This window comes from Algoriphagus yeomjeoni, assembly GCF_003259505.1.
GTDB classification, from domain to species: domain Bacteria; phylum Bacteroidota; class Bacteroidia; order Cytophagales; family Cyclobacteriaceae; genus Algoriphagus; species Algoriphagus yeomjeoni.
This window is the reverse complement of the sequence record NZ_QLLK01000008.1, coordinates 77,626-97,749: the sequence shown is the minus strand read 5'-3', so window position 1 is coordinate 97,749 and position 20,124 is coordinate 77,626. Positions and strand designations below refer to the sequence as shown.

Sequence of the window (20,124 nt, the reverse complement as noted above, 5' to 3'; positions counted from 1 at the left end):
CCAATCAATTGATTACATCTTCGAATAGTTTTTCGTTTACAACGGCGACTCCACCTAAAAGACCAACATCTTCCCCTAGTTGATATAGGGCGATCTTAGACTTTTCACGTGACTTAGCCATACTGTAAATATTTAAAGCCTGTTGAATTGGAGTAATTAAATATTGATTTGCTTCTGCAACTGATCCACCTATTATTATTAATTCGGGGTTTAGAACTTGAATAAGCATGGAAATGCCTCTGCCTAAGTCCAAACCTGCTTCGGAAAGGATGGTAATTGCTCTTTGATCACCTGACAAGGCTGCATCTACCACAAGATTTGGCATGATATCACCTTCGTGATTTCTAGCCATTCTGGCCAGTATACTGTCTTTGTCCAGCTTGATAGCTTCTTCAGCCATTTTCACAATAGCTGTACCTGAGGCTACTGCCTCCAAGCAACCTTTTTTGCCACATATGCAGGTGACATCTCTAGATTCAAAGATCGGAGAATGGCTAAATTCTCCAGCGAAACCTGATGCTCCTTGATATAATTTTCCGTCAATGATGATTCCCAGTCCGATTCCCCAGCCTATAAAAAGGCCAAGAACATTCTTATGACTTCGATCTGTTGCAAATTTATATTCTGCTAGCGTCATTGCTCGGGCATCATTCTCAAGAAATATTTTCTTAGAAAATCTAGATTCAAGGTTTTCTAATAGGGTTTTATTCCCAAACCTTAAATACGTATAGTTCACACCACCAACCGAATCTGTTAAGCCTGGCATAGAAAAACCCATTGCAATAACTTTATGAGCTGGAATACCTGTCTTTTCGAGGTATGCTTCTATAAAAGTACATATGCGATCAAATGTTTCCTTTTCGTTGTCTAAGCTTATTCTATGACTTTCTTTCGTGGTAGTGAGGGTTTGATTGCAGGAGTAAAGCGCAAGATTCATGTTGAACTTTGATAGATCGACAGAAAGTACATAGAAGGCATCAGGAGCCAATCTATATAAGTCTGGTTTACGTCCACCTTGTGATTCCGCGCGTCCCTGTTTGATAACTTCTCCACTGGTAATCAAATCACCAAGCAGTGAATTGACAGTAGGCAGGGAGATTCCGACTTCAGCACATATTTCGCTGGCTGTATTTGCACCCTTTGTATACAGGTTTTTAATAATCTTAATTTTGTTTAGGTAGCTTTTTATTTCTACCACTCCTTCCATTTTCTGGATTATCTCTTGCGGATTTATTAGGTGCATAGGTGTAAGTTATGCCTGAATTACGGCAATTTTCTAGTTTCAAAAAAGTACTTTTTTAAAAAAATAAGTTAACGGTAGATTGTAAGTCGTGATATCGCCCAATTCTAGGTGGTTTGGTTATGGTTTTTTTGCAAAAGATTCGAAATGTGATATTTTTTTTAAGGAATGCGTTTTCTCTCTGAATTAATTATTTTTGACCTTCACATTTTTAAAACAGATATGGATTTACTTGATAAGAATAGCCAACTAAATGAAAATGAGGTATTTCAAAAAGTAGAGGACTTTTTGGAGGTAAAAGGTTTCAGAATTGGAGTTAAAGATGATAAAAGGCCTTGGGGCGGTTTTTTTGCATTGGATGAAAAACAAATTCGAGAATTTGCAGCAATGTTTTTCGAAGACGTTGAATTTTCTGAACTTCAATTAACACAGAAACTAAGTCCGAAATTGCTATTGGTAGCTCCTGGAGCTCGGCTTTCATGGCAGTACCATCATCGTAGAGCTGAAATCTGGAAGCTTATTGATGGAGAGGCCGGTATAGTAAGGAGTCCAACAGATGAACTTGGCAAACTGGAGAAAATGGATCTTGGAGAGACTATTTTCCTAGCACAAGGCGAAAGGCATCGATTGGTTGGATTGGATTCATGGGGGATAGTTGCAGAAATTTGGATGCATACAGATCCTCAAACCCCGTCAAGTGAAGAGGATATTGTGAGAGTGGAAGATGATTATGCTAGAAAATAAAAAAGCTCGGATTTTAGTCCGAGCTTAAAAAGCTTTAAAGTTTCCGTCTGTTGCTCAGTCACCCTGAGATAAACTTCTAGTCATTAATAATCCTACAGGACTAGCCTATAGAATGATTGATCTTTTTTCTAAATGCCTGAACTTTAAACTATTGTATTTTATAAGTAGTCAGTGTTTTATGAATAGCTTTCTATAGGGAATCTATTTTTTTTGCTATTTCTTCAGCTTCTGCAGCCAAGCGATCAGCTTCCTTTCTATTTACTTGTGATGCTTTGTGCACCTCAGCAAGTTTTTTAGAATAAGCTTCCTGTAGTTTTTCTTTCTCTGATTTCTTATTAAATAATCCAAACATGATGAGTTTTAGTATAGAAACTCTGAATTTTCAACAATGTTTTCCATTAGTTGAAATTGAGCAAACTGTTTAATGGCTCTTCCTGAATCTCATCGTTTTTGTAGTTAATTAAATCTTCTAAGCGTCCAGCAGGATTATAGTACCTCCATGGTCCTTCCTTTCTACCATCTTTCATTTGACCTTCGGAAGCTTTCCTGCCATTTTCATGGTAGAAAACCCAAGTTCCGTCCGCCTTACCTAAAACATAATTTCCTTCGGATTCTTTCTTGCCAGTTACATAGTAGGTAATCCTGGTGCCGTTGCCGTCTTTCAGCGTGCCTTTGTCAAGGGTCGAGCTCCCCTCATACGTATTATAGTCACTTACATTCATCAGGCGACCATTGTCCCAAAATTCTTCTTGAGTAAGTTGTTTATTGTCATAAAATAGACCCCAAATACCATCTTCAAAGCCAATATTGTAACTACCTACAGATTTAAGTTGCCCACCATCGTAATAATACACCCACTGCCCATCTTCCAGTCCTAAACTATATTCTCCCTCTCCAACAAGAATTCCAATCTTATTGAAATATTTCCAAAGACCTGTTTTTAAGTCATTTCGATATTCTCCTATAGAGTAAATCTCTCCATCTGGGAAATAATTCTTCCAAACACCCGTCTTCATGCCGTTAGCGTATTGCCCTGAAACTGAAACTTGTCCTGAACTGTGATATTCTACGTATTCACCGACGGGAACTCCGAGTTCGTAGGTTTTACGTTTTGCTATTGATTTGTTAGGAAAATACTCTTCCCACGTTCCTACAGCAATTCCATTTTCATATTTCTCAATTCTCGCAAGTCGTTGGTTTTCATAATAATATTTCCAAGTCCCAACGCGATTGCCATTTTCGTCATAATACTCTTCTGATTCTTTGGTTTTGGTTCCTGGGAAATATCGAACCCATTCCCCTACTTTCTTACCATTATTATAATTGCCTTCCTCAACTATCAGATTTGGGTAAGTAAATCTCTTAAATGTTCCATCTAATTCCCCTTGCTTATATAAAGCCTCGGTGACTAGGACACCTTCTGGGTCATACTCTAAAAATGGTCCTTCTTTCACTCCATTTACATAGAATTCTCTGGTAGCTACCTCACCAAAGTCATAATATTGTACCCACTGACCAGTTTTTTTGCTGTTTATATATTGGCCTTCTAGTGATATTTGAGTTGCATCTATGTAATCTGGCACTCCAGTTTTGCCGAAATATTCTATATACTTACCCACAATAACTGAGTCCTGAAAAATCATCTCTTTCTTTAATGCTCCATCTGCATCATAAAGTTTAGAAGGCCCAAAAAGTATCCCGTCTTTATATTCTGCTACTACTTTTCTTTTACCATCTGGGTAAAAACTGGTCCAACTACCTTCTCTGACCCCATTTTTAAAGGTTCCTTCAGTGAGTAAGACATTTGTTTTAGGATTATAATATTTCCATAATCCTTCTCGCAATGAATTAGTAACAATACCTGTAGCCATCAGCGTAGAGTCAGAATTATATTGCCGGACCATAGAGCTTTCTTGGGCCAATACTGGCGTGCTGAAAAGGATTATTGCGATTAGGATGTATTTCATGTGTTTGTATTTTTTTTTAAGGCCACCCCGACTAGTCGGGGCAGGCTATGGAATCTCGCAAGGTTGATAATCTGCTTTTTAGGTGAAGCTTGTATTATGCTCGATTTCATATGGTTTTTATTTCGTCTAGATTCCATGGGTTAGTTGAAATCTTTCAAAAGGATAATCTGAATAGTTTACGAAGGATCTTCATTCCTGTTTAAAAATAAGTTAATTCCAGCTTTATCCCATTTTTTCCAAGAGTAAGTAATTCAGATTTTTTAGTTCATCCAAAATTCTGGTCTTAATTTCTGAGGCAGACTTAATAGGAATTGGTTTGTGCCATTGATAAAACGATGAATTTGCTATTTCATTTTCCGTAGGCGTATTAGTCGCTGCAAAATTCAAAAGGATTTCTGGATAATCCCATGGTGTTTCTGATAAGTCAAACAGCCAATTCTCACTTTTCAGTTGATTTAAAGGCGCTTTTGGGTGTTTATTACCTATCAATATAAATAGGAAAATACCATGTCCAAACCAGTTTAGCAGGCGAATGTTTAGCCCGTTATCTTGATCAAAATCTCTAATTAAATCCAAAACGTGGTAAGGGAATCCTAGTAGGTTATTTCCTTTGGATAGTTTGACACCGCGACTGCTAGAATGAATTTTGACCAGGTCTTCTGAGTCTATTGCGTTACCTATATCAGAGAGGATATTCCAGAATTTAGCTTTTAACCTATTTTGGCGTGGGATTACCTCTCGGTCAAGCCAAAGTTGCAAGTCTATTTCATTCGGATTTTCCGCCATTTACCATTGGAGTAATGCCGAAGCCCAAGTGAATCCAGACCCAAAGGCGGCAAGACAAATCAAATCTCCTTCCTTGATTTTGCCCTGTTCCCATGCTTCGCTAAGCGCAATAGGGATAGTGGCTGCCGTAGTATTTCCTTTATCCATGATGTTGTTGAAAACCTTTTCGTCAGGCAGACCCAGCTGCTTTTGAATGTATTGGCTGATCCGAAGATTGGCTTGATGTGGAACGAGTAAATCAATTGCGGATTGATCCAGCTGATTTGCATCAAGGGCTTCTTTGATCACTTCCATGAATCTCACTACAGCATGCTTGAAAACAGCATTTCCATTCATTTTGAGAAAAAAACTTCCAGATTCGATCAGTTCCGGAGATATCCTGACCTCTCGACTACTTCCAGGATCTTTGCAATATAATTCCTCTGCATGCTCCCCTTGGGAATGTAAGTGTGTACTTAGAATTCCCGGTTGGTCAGATTCTGCAGCACCAAGGACTGCAGCACCGGCTCCATCCGCGAAAATGACTGAACTAGAGCGACCTTCGTCACTTTTGTCCAAAGCGGAAGATTGGATCTCAGCACCGACAACCAGGATTTTTTTGTACATCCCAGTTTTGATGAACTGGTCAGCAATGGAAAGTGCATAGATGAATCCAGAACAGGCGTTTCGGATATCTAGAGCTCCTATAGTTCCTAGTCCTAATTCACGCTGGAGTAAGACTCCATTTCCAGGAATGAAATAATCAGGAGTGATGGTGGCAAAAACAATAAAATCAATCTCAGAAGCCTGAACTCCAGCTCTGTCCATGGCCATTATTGAGGCCTCTTTTGACATGCTAGTGACTGTGTCTACCCCTGGAGTAAACCAGTGGCGAGATTCTATCCCCGTTCGTTCGACGATCCACTCATTATTCGTGTTCATCATCTCAGAAAGTTCATGATTGGTCACACTTCGCTTTGGTACATAGTGGCCGACTCCTAAAATCCTCGATTTTTGCATGTCAATTTGGGTTATTCATAAAATTGAATGACAATATCGCGAGATCAATTTACTCTAGCAAAGGCGAGAAGGATTAGCGGTAGAATTAACCAAACAGCGTATAATTTCCATGCTGATCCATAGGGGAGGTCTTACGGATGACAGCTGGACTATCATTTTGAACGGAATTCACTAAGGGTGAAACTGTAAAGCCCAACATAGAATCAGCAGAATAAGGTTTTAACATGGTCAAAAGCTCTTCTTCAGCAGCGTAACTATCCAGCCATTTTTTTTCGGCATCTCTATCTAAGATGACAGGCATTCTATCATGAATTTCAGAGACTACAGAATTAGGAGAGGTGGTCAGGATCAAAAAAGTATGCTGAGTTTCTCCATTCGCTGACTCATATTCCTCCCAGATTCCTGCAAAAGAAAATAGCTCGTCTTCGCGTAAAGTAAATCTGTATGGAACGGAGGTTTTCTTCCCAAGTCGCTTCCATTCGTAAAAGCCATCTGCTGGAATAATGCATCTGCGTTGTCTGAAGGCTGTTTTGAAAGAAATTTTTTCATTTACCGTTTCAGCTTTGGCATTGATGAGCTTCTGCGCCACAGGTCTGTTTTTGCCAAATTCCGGCGTGATTCCCCAATAGAAATAGGAAAATCCTTTCGGGCTCTGGGAGGTAATTACAGGGACTAATTGAGTTGGAGCGATGTTATATCTTGGTTTTAGATCAGTCAGCATTTCTGCTTTAAATCTCTCTTCAAGTTCTTCTTTGCTTTTGCTTAGGGAATATCGTCCACACATAATTTTATATTGCTGTAATTGGCAGGAAGTTAGATAACAGCGCTTATAAATTCAACTGCCCGTCGTTCCGAATAATAAGGTTTTGATGAGTTTTCAGGAGAAAACCCCACATGACCTCCATGTTTTGGGAATTCGAAATGGACCTGATCAAGCGATTTAGCGAGATTTGTCGGGAAGCATTTTTCACTTAGAAAAGGGTCATTTAATGCGTTTAAGACCAATGTTGGGACTTTTATCTGATCTAGAAAATACAAAGAGGAATTGACTTCGTAGTATTCTTCGGCATCTGCAAAGCCGTGAAGTGGTCCGGTAAAAAAATCATCAAAATCAGCCAAAGTTTTAATATTTCTTAGGGTTTCTACTGGGATTTGACCCGGGTGAGCTGCGGATTTTTCTATTACTTTCTTTTTCAAGCTTCGCAAAAAGCGCTTGGAGTATAAGGTGTTTTCTGTTTCAGAGATTTTTCTGGAAGAACTTCCTAAATGCAGCGGTACAGAAATGGCTACACCTCGATGAATTTTAGGAAGGCTATTTCCTTTTTCTCCCAGATATTTCAGCGTCAGGTTTCCACCTAAACTAAATCCAACTAGGTTAATTTCTTCATAAGAATCATAGCCATGTTTTACTACCAGATCCAGGTCATACGTGGCACCAGAGTGATAGAAAATCACCTGCTTATTCATCTCGTCGCTACAGCTTCGAAAATTCCAGGTAAGCACATCGTAGCCTTTTCCCAGAAAAGTATTAACCATCCCAAGCATGTAAGCTCTAGTGCTATTGCCTTCCAGACCATGACTGATTATGACTAATTTCGACTTGTTTTGGCGGTACCAATCCAAATCAAGAAAGTCACCGTCAGAAGTTAAAATTCTCTCTTTAACTGGATTAGGGGCTAAAACCTTCCTGAAAAGTGATGGGTAAATAGTTTCTAAGTGTGCGCTAAACAGCCACTTGGGTCTGGTGTAGGTGGAGTTTTCTAATAATGGCATATCAGGGAGATAGGGTTTGAAGGCTGAAATGCTTGGGGAAATTACTAGTTTTAAATTTGATTAAAGCCATTATAAAAACTATTTTTGGACACTTTAAAAACGAACTAGCGCGGAATAACCTATGGCCGAAATAATAAGAATGCCTAAAATGAGCGACACCATGGAAGAAGGTGTGATTGCTGCATGGTTGAAAAAAGTTGGAGATTCAGTGAAACCGGGTGATATCCTGGCTGAAGTGGAGACCGACAAAGCAACGATGGAGCTTGAATCCTACGACGAGGGTGTGCTTTTATATATTGGAGTTAAAGAGAAAGATGCAGTGCCTGTGAATGGCGTGATCGCTGTGATCGGAGAGAAAGGTGAGGACTACCAGCACCTTCTTGACGGTGGTGAAGATTCTACATCAGACAAAAAAGAAGCTCCTAAGACAGAAGAAAAGGAGGAGGAGTCAGAAGAGAAAGATAAAAAAGCTGGCTCTGAAAAATCCGAAGCTCCAGCTAAGAAAATTGATACTTCAGATATCAATGCAATGGTGATCACCATGCCGAAGATGTCTGATACCATGCAAGAGGGCACGATTGCATCTTGGTTGAAGAAAGTTGGAGATGAAGTGAAATCCGGTGAAATAATCGCAGAAGTAGAAACGGATAAAGCGACGATGGAACTTGAGTCTTACGACGATGGAACATTGCTATATATAGGAGTGGAAGCTGGAGATAGTGTGGCTGTGGATGGAGTGATTGCTGTGATCGGTGAAAAAGGTGCCGATTACGAGACCCTGTTGAAAGCTCAAAAAGCTGAATCATCCGAAGCGCCTGCAGAAGCTAAATCTGAACCAGCTAAAGAAGAGAAGAAGGAAGAAGCCCCAAAGGCTAAATCAGAATCTTCTACAAGCAGTGCTCCTGCCACTACTGCAGATGGCGATAGATTGAAAGCTTCACCTTTAGCTAAGAAAATGGCTGAAGATAAAGGTATAGACATTCGTACAGTCAGTGGTTCAGGTGACGGTGGAAGAATCGTGAAGAGAGATGTAGAGAACTTTGTGCCTGCTGCTGCTCCTCAAGGAGGTGAAGCTGTTGGTACTGCTGCTCCAGGACTTGGTGTAGAAAGCTTCAAAGAGGAGAAAGTTTCTCAGATGAGAAAAGTGATCGCTAAGAGACTTGCAGAGAGCAAGTTTGGCGCGCCTCACTTCTACGTGACCATGGAAATCAACATGGACAAAGCGATCGAAGCTAGAAAAAGCATGAATGAAATCGCTCCGGTGAAGATTTCCTTTAACGATATGGTGATCAAAGCTACAGCAGCAGCTTTGCGTCAGCATCCTAAAGTGAACTCTAGCTGGTTAGGTGATAAGATCAGATATAATGACCATATACATATCGGTATGGCAGTGGCTGTGGATGAGGGATTGCTGGTTCCAGTGATCCGGTTTGCAGACAGTCTTTCACTTTCTCAGATTTCTACTCAGGCGAAAAGCCTTGGCGGAAGAGCAAAAAATAAAGAATTGCAACCTAAGGATTGGGAAGGAAATACCTTTACCATTTCTAACTTGGGTATGTTCGGAGTGGATGAATTCACAGCGATCATCAATCCACCTGATGCATGTATCCTAGCTGTAGGAGGCATCAAAGAAACTGTCATCGTGAAAGATGGTCAGATGCAAGTTGGTAACGTGATGAAGGTGACTTTATCTTGCGACCACCGAGTGGTAGATGGTTCTATTGGAGCTGCCTTCTTGATTACATTGAAAAGCTTACTCGAAGATCCAGTTAGAATACTGGTTTAAGAAAACTATAAACTGCCAAAAAGTCCTGATTTCAGGACTTTTTGCTTTTTGTACGTTTATTGGTAAGTACCCAACACACAATAACCACAGACATGACAAAAATTAAATCAACAACTGTAGTTGCAATTAGACATAACGGAGAAGTTGTAATAGGAGCCGATGGGCAGGCAACTTTGGGTAATACCGTAGCGAAAAGCAGCGTAAAGAAATTGCGAATATTGCAGGGAGGTAAAATTGTTACTGGATTTGCAGGATCCACAGCTGATGCTTTTACACTTTTAGAGAAATTCGAAGAGAAGCTTGGAGCATTTGGAAATAATATGAAGCGTTCAGCCGTAGAGCTTGCTAAAGAGTGGAGAACGGACCGGATGCTTTCTAAGCTGGAAGCCATGATGATTGTGGCAGACGCCGATGATATTTTGATTATTTCTGGAAACGGCGACGTGATCGAACCGGATATGGAAATAGCTACCATCGGATCTGGAAGCATGTATGCCCAGTCAGCTGCTAGAGCGATGAAGCAGTTTGCTCCGCAAATGACCGCTGAAGAAATGGTAAGAGAAAGCCTGAATATCGCCGCTGATATCTGTATATATACTAATCACAACTTAGTGATAGAAAAAGTCTCTGGCTAAAGCCGTATATAGAATTGAGTATCAAACCGAAGCTAATCACTTCGGTTTTTTTTATAGGTGGAGAATAAGCGCTATGCATTATGATTGCGAATTGGATGTATTGTTTTTAGATTCAGTGAGATTACAAGTCTCGAATAGCTGAATAGCTGATTGAAAATACTGCAAGTTCGGTATTCCTAGGCTATTGGTACAAGTTCAGGCTATTATCCTTAAGATTCAGCTTCTGAGTATAAACATTGAGGTTATTATCCTGAAGCTTCAGGCTTTGAGTATAAATGTTGAGGCTATTATCCTAAAGTTTCAGGCTCAGAGTATAAATGTTGAGGCTATTATCCTGAAGATTCAGGCTCAGAGTATAAATGTTGAGGCTATTATCCTAAAGTTTCAGGCTCAGAGTATAAATGTCGAGGCTTTTATCCTAAAGTTTCAGGCTCAGAGCTGGAAGTTTATAGGTTTCAACTCAAAATTGAATCTTGCAGCGATGAATAATCTTGAGTTTGTCCTGCATGGCTCTTATTTTTATCAAAGATTGTTTGCTCACCCTATCTTATATCTAAAGTTCATAATCAATGAACATCCAAATGTTTTTCACTTTTTCTAAACCTGTTGTGCCTCTTGACTGTTACTGAGTAGTAAATATGAATTACTATGGAATCTACCACTGTTAAGAAGACAACCAAAAAAGATTATAGAATGGTGATTTTGGATGGATTTAAAAACCATGTGCTTGAGCATGGTGAATTACCCAAGTCAGTTTTCAAGTTTGCAAAGGATTTGAAGATGAAGGAGGAGGAGTTTTATACTTACTTCACATCTTTTGATGCAATCAAGTCAACGATTTTGGTGGATATTTTTGATGAAACTCTCGCAGATATTGAAAAACAAGGTGTTTTCGAAGAGTATTCTGCTCGTGAGAAGTTTTTGAGCTTTCTGTTTACCTGGATTGAAGTCTTGAAGAAAAACAGGTCTTATTTATTGAGTATGTACGAGAATAAGGCAAAGTCAGCTATGGCTTTACCCAAAGAATCCTCCGAATTCAAGGAGAAGTTCAAGGGTTTCGTAAGTGAAATAATATTAGAAGGGAAGGAGACCGAAGAAATCGCAAGTCGGCCGGTGATTTCAGACCGATATGATGAAGCGCTCTGGATTCAAGTCGGGTTTGTGTTTCGCTATTGGCTGGATGATAGATCCCCAAGATTTGAAAAAACCGATGCGGCAATTGAGAAATCAGTGAATTTAGCTTTTGACCTAATGGGTAAAAGCGCACTGGATTCATTTCTTGATTTTGCAAAATTCATGTATCAGTCTAAATAAGCCATGACAGAAAACTTAAATGAGCAACAGGCAATCCCTGTCTCAAAAGTGCAGCGTGCTGCCAAATTCATTTCTACTGGAGCAAAAGTAGGAGGCAACTATGTGAAGCATTACGCTAAGAAAATGGTGAATCCAAGCATGGACAGGGAGGAACTGCATCAGAATAATGCAACTGACATTTACTCTTCGCTCAGTCAGCTCAAAGGCTCTGCGCTGAAAGTAGCACAGATGATGTCCATGGATAAGAATCTTTTGCCGCGGGCCTATCAGGATAAATTCACCATGGCGCAGTATTCTGCTCCGCCACTCTCTTACCCTTTGGTGGTAAAGACTTTTCAGAAATATTTTAGCAAATCTCCAGATCAGGTTTTTGATACGTTTACCCGTTCCGCTGTAAATGCAGCTTCCATTGGGCAAGTTCATCAAGCTACGCTTGGAGATAAAAAGCTAGCTGTAAAAATCCAGTACCCTGGTATAGCAGATTCGGTGAGTTCAGATTTGAAACTGGTAAGGCCATTTGCTTTGCGGATTTTGAATATGAATGAGAAAGAACTTGATCATTATATGGAAGAGGTGGAGGAGAAGCTTATTGAAGAGACAGATTATGTGTTGGAAGTGATGCGCTCCAGAGAGATTTCCGGAGAATGTAGCCATATTCCTAATTTAAAATTCCCTGTTTATTACGATGAATTAAGTGCTGATCGGATCATCACCATGGATTGGATCGAAGGTGCGCACATGAAAGAATGGCTGGCAACCAACCCAAGTCAAGAATCTAGAAATCAAATCGGACAGGCACTTTGGGAGTTTTATCACCATCAGGTACATAACCTAAAGCAAGTTCACGCAGATCCACACCCTGGTAATTTTATTATTCAAGAAAATGATCAGTTGGGAATTATAGACTTTGGTTGCGTTAAAATCATACCTGAGGATTTCTATCAAGGCTATTTTGCACTAATCAAAAAGGATTTGTTGATCAACAATAGTGAGCTTGATCAGGTTTTCTTCGATTTGGATTTTATATCGGAAAAGGACAGTCCTGAAGAGCAGCTTTATTTTAAATCTGTCTTTAGAGAAATGATTTCTCTGTTAGGCAAGCCTTTCCATGTTGATAAATTTGATTTTTCAGATGACGGTTTTTTTGAGAAAATATTTGCTTTGGGAGATCGTATTTCAAACGATAAGATGTTCAAAAAATCAAGGCAGGCCAGAGGTTCTAGACATGGATTATATGTCAACCGAACCTATTTCGGCTTGTACAATCTGCTAAATCAGCTACAAGCCGAAGTAGTTACCACTAAGCCAGATTGGCTGAAGTAACTCGTTCTATCTTTAGGAATGCAGTTCTGGCTGATTTATAGTCCCGAAAGGGACGAATTTTATATTTTATGGGAAAAAGCGAATTTTTATTTGCTAAAAAAGTTAAAATCTTATCATTCAAGAATTCTAAAAAAGAATCAAATTATATTATCTAACTGATAAAACTATTAGATAGAATATAGTCTGTTCTATTTCAGATATATACAAGAAAGTGTTTTCTTTATTGGACTTTTAGTCGATCCTGATGAAAAATGAATATAAGTAAATTGTTAGGATTAAAATGCCGTAAAAATTTTTCCAGAAAAAGTATAATTTTTTTGATTTTTCTTTGAAGTAGCCATCATTTTTTTGGCTGTAGGTTACAAGTCTATTTATCAATAGATTGTGCCAGATTTTAGGTTTTCAGCGAATAAAAATATCATTGAACCTAATAATTTGCCCAGATAAACCCGAAATGAATTTAAAATGGATAATTTCAAGATCTATTTTTGTTTGCCCAAAGTAATTAAGTGGAGCTTTATTTTTACGATCACATTTGTGGCAATAATACTAACTGGGCTTCCTGCCCAGAGCCAAATAAAGGAAGTTAAGCCCGATCTAAAATTCCAAAGGATAAGCGATGGGCTTATTAATAACAGGATTTCGGCTGTCTTTCAGGATAAACTCGGTTTTATTTGGGTTGGCACTCACAGTGGACTACACAAGTACAATGGCTTGGATTTTCAGGTTTATGTATCTGATTCAGAATCTACTAGTATCAACAATAAGTATATTGGGGCGATTTTCGAGGATAGTGATAATCAATTGTGGATAGGAACTGGAGATGGAGTAGCGATTTACAATAGAGAATCGGATGATTTCACTAGGTTTAAGCTTATTTCCGAGGATAGTGCTCATGCCGGGGAGGGTAACTTGGTACACAGCATTTTAGAAGACAGTAGTGGGAAAATATGGGTTTCCAGTATTGCTTCAGGTTTGTTTTTTTTTGATCCCAATAAGAACCAGTTTCTGTCTTATAAAGACGGCCAACTTGGTTCAATAAATGGAATGGTTGCCGGAGATGATGATGTGTTATGGCTTGCAACTCAGCAAAATGGTCTTATTAAGCTAAAGACTTCAGGTGGGCAGATGATATATTTTCAGCATGATCCTACCGATCCACATTCGATCAGTTCGAATAATATTAAAACGGTTGCCATTGATGATGAAGGGAATCTTTGGGCAGGAGCCCGGAGTAAAGGGCTCAATAGAATGATAGTGTCAGATGATAAGGTCAGTTTTGTGCGGTACCTTCATGAACCTGGAAATCCGCTTAGCCTTAACAATAATACAATATTTAAGCTCTACGTAGATCCTAAAGGAAATCTTTGGTCCTGTAACGAAAATGGCGGACTCCATCTATACAATAAAGAAAAGGATGGTTTTTTCAGGTATTTACATGACCCCACAAATCCTACCAGTCTCACTCATAATTCCATCTGGAATATTTTTCAGGACAAGCAGGATAGGTACTGGGTGGGTACAGCTCAATCTGGTATAAACTTAGCTGATCCTTATACCTCCAAGTTCACCCATTATTACAATAATTCATCAAATCCGGAAAGCCTTAATAATGATATTATTAGGGATTTTTTGGAGACTAAAAGTGGAAATATCTGGATAGCTACAGACGGAGGTGGCTTAAACTACTTCGATAGAGCGAAAGGTAATTTTAAAACCTTTACAAACGATCCTCAAAATCCGAACTCCATGAGCTCTGATGCTGTGATCAGTCTGAATGAGGACGAGGCAGGAAGGCTTTGGGCAGGTACTTGGGCCGGTGGGATTAATATTTTACTGGATGAGGAGAATGGTGTATTTACCAGTTTTAAGGATTGGATAAAAAATGACACGTATCCGATCCAGCATGTTTTTGATGTGCATTTTGATGAGAATTACATATGGATAGCCGCATTCGACGAAGGACTGTATCGGTATAATAAAAGCACTGCTGCGCTTAAACTTTTTAAAAAGGACGAGAATGATGCTGAAAGTATTTCCTCGAATCAAATATTGCGGATTTTTGAGGATAGTAAAAATAACCTATGGATTGGATCGCATTCTGGCTTGAGTGTGATCCAATCAAAAGACAAGGCAATAGGGAAATTCAAAGTTTATAATCCTTCTGATTTAGACCCAAATAGTATTCCCAGCAATTATATTCGGCAGATCTTTGAAGACCAAAAGAAGAATATATGGATAGCAACTGAAAAAGGGCTGTCGAAGTATGACCCCGCGGGAGATAATTTCCTCACATTCACGCAAAAGGATGGGTTGCCAGTGAATGAAATCAACTCCATAGTAGAAGATGATCGTGGTTATTTATGGCTCGGTACTATTAAGGGAATAGTGAAATTTGATCCAAACAATCTGGAATTTACGAAATTTGAAAAGCAAGATGGTTTGCAGGGAAATGAATTTTCTCGGTATTCGGTACTTAAAACTAGAACTGGTGAATTGCTTTTTGGAGGAATGAATGGTTTTAACCTTTTTCATCCCGACCGCTTAAACTCGAATCCAAATGTGCCTCCGGTTTACTTTACGGATTTTAGATTATTCAATCAATCAGTAGATTTTAAAAAAGCCGATTCTCCTTTACAAAAGCATATTTCTCAAACCGATTCTATCACACTGACTTACAAAGAAAATGTGCTCACCTTTGAATTTATAGCCCTCAATTACACCCTTCCTGAGCAAAATCAATATGCTTATATATTGGAGGGATTTGAGGAAGAATGGAATTATGTAGGTGCGCAGCGCAACGCTACATATACCAATCTTAACCCAGGTACGTATGTATTTAGGGTAAAATCTTCCAACAATGATGGCCTATGGAATGAAGCTGGAGCTTCATTGGTATTAGTAATAACTCCACCTTTCTGGAAGACAGAATGGTTTATTATTTTGTCTTCACTGCTAGTTATATTTCTCTTACTACTTGCTTATAAATGGAGAGTCCGTACAATCAAAGCACAAAACTTGCAGCTAGAAAACACTGTAAAAGAGCGGACCACTATGCTGAAACACGCTAACCTAGAATTGAAAAACCATATCAATGAAAAGGACAAGCTCTTAAGTATCATCGGCCATGACCTGAGAAATCCTTTCACTTCTATCATTGGTTACATGGAGCTTTTGGAGGATGAATTTGAAGACTCTGGGAATTCACAGCATCTGGAGAATATTCAATACCTCTTAAATGTCTCCCGTAATACGCATAACTTACTTGAAAACCTGTTGCACTGGGCAATCAAAGAAACTAAGTTGTTTGAAATCAAAGCTGAAGTAATTCAGATGAGTAAATTAATAGAGACCGCCAGTGCGATGGTTTCTTCTCAGGCTGACTATAAAAAAATCAGACTGGATAAATTCTGTTCAGAGAATATTTATGTGTCTGCTGACCAGAATATGATATTGACGGTGATGAGAAACTTAATTTCCAACGCTATCAAGTTTTCCAATCAAAATGGAATAATAGATATACATGTTCAGGAGAAAGAAGGAGATGTGGTCATTTCTGTGCGTGACCATGGGACAGGAATGGATGAAATAGTGCTCAATAGGCTTTTTTCAAAATCCATTCAACAAAAACGTGGGACCTTGGGAGAGGTAGGAACTGGTTTGGGTTTGGTCCTTTGTCAGGAAATAATTCAAAAACATGAAGGTGAAATTTGGGTCGAAAGCCAACTCGGCAAAGGAAGTACCTTTAGTTTTTCGCTGAAGAGTTATGTGAATTATGAAGTTGAAATCAAGTGCATGGGCTGAGATTCTATTTCCTTGTAGTAATTAGGAATTATGTAAATCCGCTTTTTCACCAGTTGCCAAATTTATGGCCTTTCTATGTATCATGAATTGAATTCACAGCTCGAAAAAGATCCGAAGGATTGCAACGATTCAAAACCCTCGGCAAAGCCGGGGGTATAAAACTAATATCCTTTGCAGCCCTGAAAGGGCGAAACTTTGAAGTTCCGCCCTTTCAGGGCTATGGTTTACTACTTTATCAACCTCCCTGCACTTGCGTACAGGGTTATGAATGGTTTGGCACCTTCGGCGCCATGTGTAACTTCAGTTTCATAATTTTAGAAAAAATTTGCGTTTTACTAAGTTTTATACTGAATACATTACTATGCTGGTAAGATTGAGGATAGTCTTATTAGGGTAATCATATCCTATGAAATAATAATAGAGCGTTGAAAAAATACCGCCAATATTCTTGTATGTAGAAGTTTGTTAGATTGAAAAAAGGGAAGCAATTGCTTCCCTTTTTTATGCGTTAGTTAGCCGAATAAGTGACCCGATAGATCACTCCAGCCATATCGTCGGAAATCAGCAGACTTCCATCTTTCAACTCTTGGACATCAACTGGTCGTCCCCAAGCTTCCTGAGCTTCCTCATCTAGCCATCCTGTGGCGAAATCTTGCTCGCCAGATGCAGTTGCACCATCAACATTTAACGAAGTAAGCACATAGCCTGATTTCTTACTTCTGTTCCAGGAGCCATGTTTAGCTATAATTACTTTGTTTTTGTATTCCGAAGGGAACATGCTTCCTTGGTAGAACCTCATCCCTAAAGGTGCTACGTGTGCACCCATTTTGGCTGCTGGAGCAACATAATCACTGGCAGGACCACCTTTGTCTCCAAACTCAGGATCTTTCACAGTTCCTTCATGCCAGTAAGGATAGCCGAAGTGCTGTCCAGCTTCAGTTATATGGTTTAATTCACAATTAGGAACATCATCACCCATCATGTCCCGTCCGTTGTCGGTAAACCACATGTCTCCAGTTTTCGGGTCCCAATCAAACCCAACAGAATTTCTCACGCCATGAATATATACTTCTGGGGTAGGATTTGCAGAGTTGACATCCATTCTAGTTATCGATGCAAAAATTTCATCCTCAGATTCACAAATATTACATGGTGCTCCGACTGGTACGTAGAGCATTCCGTCTGGGCCAAAGTCTATGAATTTCCATCCATGGTGGGTTTCTGTAGGGTATTCATCATAAACAATTTCATATTTTGGATCATTAAGATTGTTTAAGATGTCTTTAAACCGAATGATTCTACTCACTTCAGCCACATAGAGGTCACCGTCTTTATATGCAACTCCGTTAGGCATCTGGAGATCTTCTGCTAAGATAAATTTGGTGTCAGCTTTCCCGTCGCCATTCTCGTCAATTACAGCATAAACATTTCCTTCCTGTCTGGTGCCTACGAAAACAACCCCTTCTTCAGAGATTGCCATCTCACGGGCATTTGGAATATCAGCTGCCCAAACATCAATTTTAAAATTCTCAGGCAACATGATTTCGTCAAGTTTCACATCTGCTTTTGCTTCGCTGATATCACGTTTGTTCGCACTATTCGGAGTTTCAAAGCTTTGAGCTTCAGCTTTTTGGTTTTGCTCACAACCAAAAGCTAGAAGGGTAATTCCTATTCCAAGAAGGATTGAATAATTAGTTAAGTATTTCATAATTGGGTGTTTCTTTGATATAGTAAGTTAAGAAACATTCAGAATGTTTGGGAATGAAAAGGTTATGAGCGGGTTAATGGTTAATTTTGCGCCATGTTATCGATTTCCAATCTCTCTTACTTCATCGGAGGGCGTCCATTGTATGAAAACGCCAATTTGCACATCAAGCCAAAGGACAAAATTGGCCTTGTAGGTCAAAATGGTACTGGTAAATCCACGCTCTTGAAAATTATCAACGGCGACTATCAGCCGAGTTCAGGAGAAGTCCAAAAGGCAAAGGATTGTACCATTGGTTTTTTGAACCAAGATTTGCTTTCCTACCAGTCTGACGATAGTATTTTGAATGTGGCCTTGGCGGCTTTCAAGGAAACTTTGGCGCTTCAAGATGAGATAGATGAGATCTTGAAGAAGATGGAAACGGATTATTCCGATGAGATGATCAATAGGTTGGCATTTCTTCAGGAAAGATTCGAAGCGAATGAAGGCTATACGATCAAAGCCAAAGCGGAAGAAGTGCTTGAAGGAATTGGTTTTAAGTCTGCAGATTTGAATAAACCGCTACGAACGTTTTCCGGTGGCTGGAGGATGCGTGTAATGCTTGCCAAGCTTTTGTTGGAGAAACCTTCCTTGCTGATGCTCGATGAGCCTACTAACCACTTGGATCTTCCTTCCATCGAATGGGTGGAGAATTACATGAAGAACTACGAGGGCGCTGTTATCGTCGTTTCCCACGATCAGACATTTTTAGATAACTGTATCAGTAGCACAGTGGAAGTGGCGAGTAATACACTGACATTATATTCCGGAAATTATTCCTTCTATAAAGAAGAGAAAGTGGAGCGGATGGAAATCCAGCAGAATGCCTATGAGAATCAACAGCAGATGATCAAGCAGACTGAGAAGTTTATTGAGAGATTCCGTGCAAAAGCGACGAAATCCAATCAGGTCCAGTCTAGAATCAAGGCGCTGGATAGATTGGATCGAGTACATGAGGTAGTGAGTGATGAGGTTTCAGTGAATTTCAAATTCAAATTCACAAAGCAGTCTGGGCGTGATGTCATTACTTTGGATAACATCTCGAAGGCTTATGGTGATAATATAATTCTGAAAAATACCACCGCGCGTATCGAAAGAGGGGATAAAATTGCCCTGATCGGAGCAAACGGAAAGGGTAAGTCAACCTTGCTTAGAATCATCGATGGATCTGAAAAAAATCTACAGGGTGAAAGAACTGAAGGCTATAATGTCAATAAATCATTCTTTGCGCAGCATCAGTTAGAGGCTCTGACCTTAGATAATGAGATTTTGCAGGAAATGGCTCAGGCAGGCAGTGCGAAATCTGAAATGGAGCTTCGTGGTGTTTTGGGGTGTTTTTTGTTTACGAATGAAGAAGTGTTTAAAAAGATCAAAGTATTATCTGGAGGAGAGAAATCCAGAGTTGCTTTGGCCAAAACATTGATCTCAGAATCTAACTTTTTGCTTCTGGATGAGCCTACCAACCACCTTGATTTCCAGTCGGTAAATATATTGATTCAGGCATTGCAGCAGTACGAGGGTACTTTTGTGACTGTTTCTCACGACAGACACTTTATCAGAGGTGTGGCAAATAAGATTTGGTACATAGAGAATCATGAGATCAAGGAATACTTGGGTACTTATGCGGAGTATGAAGCTTGGCGTGAAAAACAAGCTGTAGTAGCTCCGGTACAAACTGTACAAAAGCCAGAGAAAAAGGAACAGCCTAAAGCCAAAGCTCCAGTAATTAATCCTGAAGTTCAGCAAGCTAAGAAAGACCTTAGAAAACTTGAGGAAGAGCTTGTAAGGGTAGAAAAAGAAGTGGAAAAACTGGAGGAGAAAAAGTTAGGATTGGAGCGCAAAATGGCTGATCCAGAACTTTACTCAAGAGAAGAGGAAGCTCAGGAAGTTCAGGAAAATTACCAAGGAATTCAATCCAAGCTGAAAGCGTCAAATGAGCAATGGGAAGAATTAGTTGACAAAATTTCCAATCTACAGGAAGTCCTTTCCTAGTAAATTTTAGATATGGT

Annotated in this window: 16 protein-coding genes; 8 read left to right on the top strand and 8 right to left on the bottom strand. The window is 39.4% G+C overall.

The features are described from left to right. Positions 1-4 precede the first annotated feature (4 nt). Complete coding sequence (locus LV83_RS14280; RefSeq protein ID WP_111612226.1) at positions 5-1,243, bottom strand: ROK family transcriptional regulator; 1,239 nt, start codon at positions 1,241-1,243, stop codon at positions 5-7. Positions 1,244-1,462: 219 nt separating this feature from the next. Here LV83_RS14280 and LV83_RS14275 point away from each other — a divergent pair, with 219 nt between their 5' ends. After that, the gene (locus LV83_RS14275) at positions 1,463-1,984 is read left to right on the top strand and encodes a cupin domain-containing protein (protein ID WP_111612364.1); all 522 of its coding nucleotides are present in this window, start codon (positions 1,463-1,465) and stop codon (positions 1,982-1,984) included. A 190-nt stretch (positions 1,985-2,174) separates the two neighbouring features. On the opposite strand, the gene LV83_RS14270 is transcribed toward LV83_RS14275, so the two are convergent. The 6 genes from LV83_RS14270 to LV83_RS14245 all read right to left on the bottom strand — a co-directional run bounded on the left by LV83_RS14270 (position 2,175) and on the right by LV83_RS14245 (position 7,509). Further along, positions 2,175-2,336: a Lacal_2735 family protein gene (locus LV83_RS14270; RefSeq protein ID WP_111612225.1), complete on the bottom strand. Its 162-nt coding sequence runs from the start codon at positions 2,334-2,336 to the stop codon at positions 2,175-2,177. Positions 2,337-2,382: 46 nt separating this feature from the next. Beyond that, positions 2,383-3,951 (bottom strand): toxin-antitoxin system YwqK family antitoxin, encoded by a 1,569-nt coding sequence (locus LV83_RS14265; protein WP_111612224.1) that lies wholly within the window; start codon positions 3,949-3,951, stop codon positions 2,383-2,385. Between the two features lie 222 nt (positions 3,952-4,173). Next, the gene (locus tag LV83_RS14260; RefSeq protein WP_111612223.1) at positions 4,174-4,737 is read right to left on the bottom strand and encodes a hypothetical protein; all 564 of its coding nucleotides are present in this window, start codon (positions 4,735-4,737) and stop codon (positions 4,174-4,176) included. Then, positions 4,738-5,736, bottom strand: a complete 999-nt coding sequence (locus LV83_RS14255) for a 3-oxoacyl-ACP synthase III family protein (protein WP_111612222.1) — start codon at positions 5,734-5,736, stop codon at positions 4,738-4,740. Between the two features lie 85 nt (positions 5,737-5,821). Next, the gene (locus LV83_RS14250) at positions 5,822-6,520 is read right to left on the bottom strand and encodes an SOS response-associated peptidase (RefSeq protein WP_111612221.1); all 699 of its coding nucleotides are present in this window, start codon (positions 6,518-6,520) and stop codon (positions 5,822-5,824) included. A 29-nt stretch (positions 6,521-6,549) separates the two neighbouring features. Next, positions 6,550-7,509: a YheT family hydrolase gene (locus LV83_RS14245; protein WP_111612220.1), complete on the bottom strand. Its 960-nt coding sequence runs from the start codon at positions 7,507-7,509 to the stop codon at positions 6,550-6,552. 121 nt (positions 7,510-7,630) lie between these two features. On the opposite strand from LV83_RS14245, the gene LV83_RS14240 reads away from it, so the two are divergent. From LV83_RS14240 to LV83_RS14215, 6 genes are all read left to right on the top strand, one after another. Next, positions 7,631-9,295, top strand: a complete 1,665-nt coding sequence (locus LV83_RS14240) for a pyruvate dehydrogenase complex dihydrolipoamide acetyltransferase (RefSeq protein WP_111612219.1) — start codon at positions 7,631-7,633, stop codon at positions 9,293-9,295. Between the two features lie 92 nt (positions 9,296-9,387). Continuing rightward, a complete protein-coding gene (gene hslV, locus LV83_RS14235) occupies positions 9,388-9,930 on the top strand; it encodes an ATP-dependent protease subunit HslV (protein ID WP_111612218.1) in 543 nt (180 codons plus the stop codon). Positions 9,931-10,114: 184 nt separating this feature from the next. After that, positions 10,115-10,531, top strand: a complete 417-nt coding sequence (locus LV83_RS14230; RefSeq protein ID WP_111612217.1) for a hypothetical protein — start codon at positions 10,115-10,117, stop codon at positions 10,529-10,531. 47 nt (positions 10,532-10,578) lie between these two features. Then, positions 10,579-11,244 carry a TetR family transcriptional regulator C-terminal domain-containing protein gene (locus LV83_RS14225; RefSeq protein ID WP_111612216.1) on the top strand — a complete coding sequence of 222 codons (666 nt, stop codon included), beginning with the start codon at positions 10,579-10,581 and terminating at the stop codon, positions 11,242-11,244. A gap of 3 nt (positions 11,245-11,247) precedes the next feature. Further along, positions 11,248-12,567 (top strand): ABC1 kinase family protein, encoded by a 1,320-nt coding sequence (locus LV83_RS14220; RefSeq protein ID WP_111612215.1) that lies wholly within the window; start codon positions 11,248-11,250, stop codon positions 12,565-12,567. A gap of 465 nt (positions 12,568-13,032) precedes the next feature. Beyond that, positions 13,033-16,371, top strand: coding sequence for a ligand-binding sensor domain-containing protein (locus LV83_RS14215; protein ID WP_111612214.1), 3,339 nt, complete (start codon positions 13,033-13,035; stop codon positions 16,369-16,371). A 508-nt stretch (positions 16,372-16,879) separates the two neighbouring features. On the opposite strand, the gene LV83_RS14210 is transcribed toward LV83_RS14215, so the two are convergent. Continuing rightward, a complete protein-coding gene (locus tag LV83_RS14210) occupies positions 16,880-18,079 on the bottom strand; it encodes a PQQ-dependent sugar dehydrogenase (RefSeq protein WP_111612213.1) in 1,200 nt (399 codons plus the stop codon). A 93-nt stretch (positions 18,080-18,172) separates the two neighbouring features. On the opposite strand from LV83_RS14210, the gene LV83_RS14205 reads away from it, so the two are divergent. Continuing rightward, complete coding sequence (locus LV83_RS14205; protein WP_111612212.1) at positions 18,173-20,107, top strand: ABC-F family ATP-binding cassette domain-containing protein; 1,935 nt, start codon at positions 18,173-18,175, stop codon at positions 20,105-20,107. Positions 20,108-20,124: the final 17 nt, after the last annotated feature.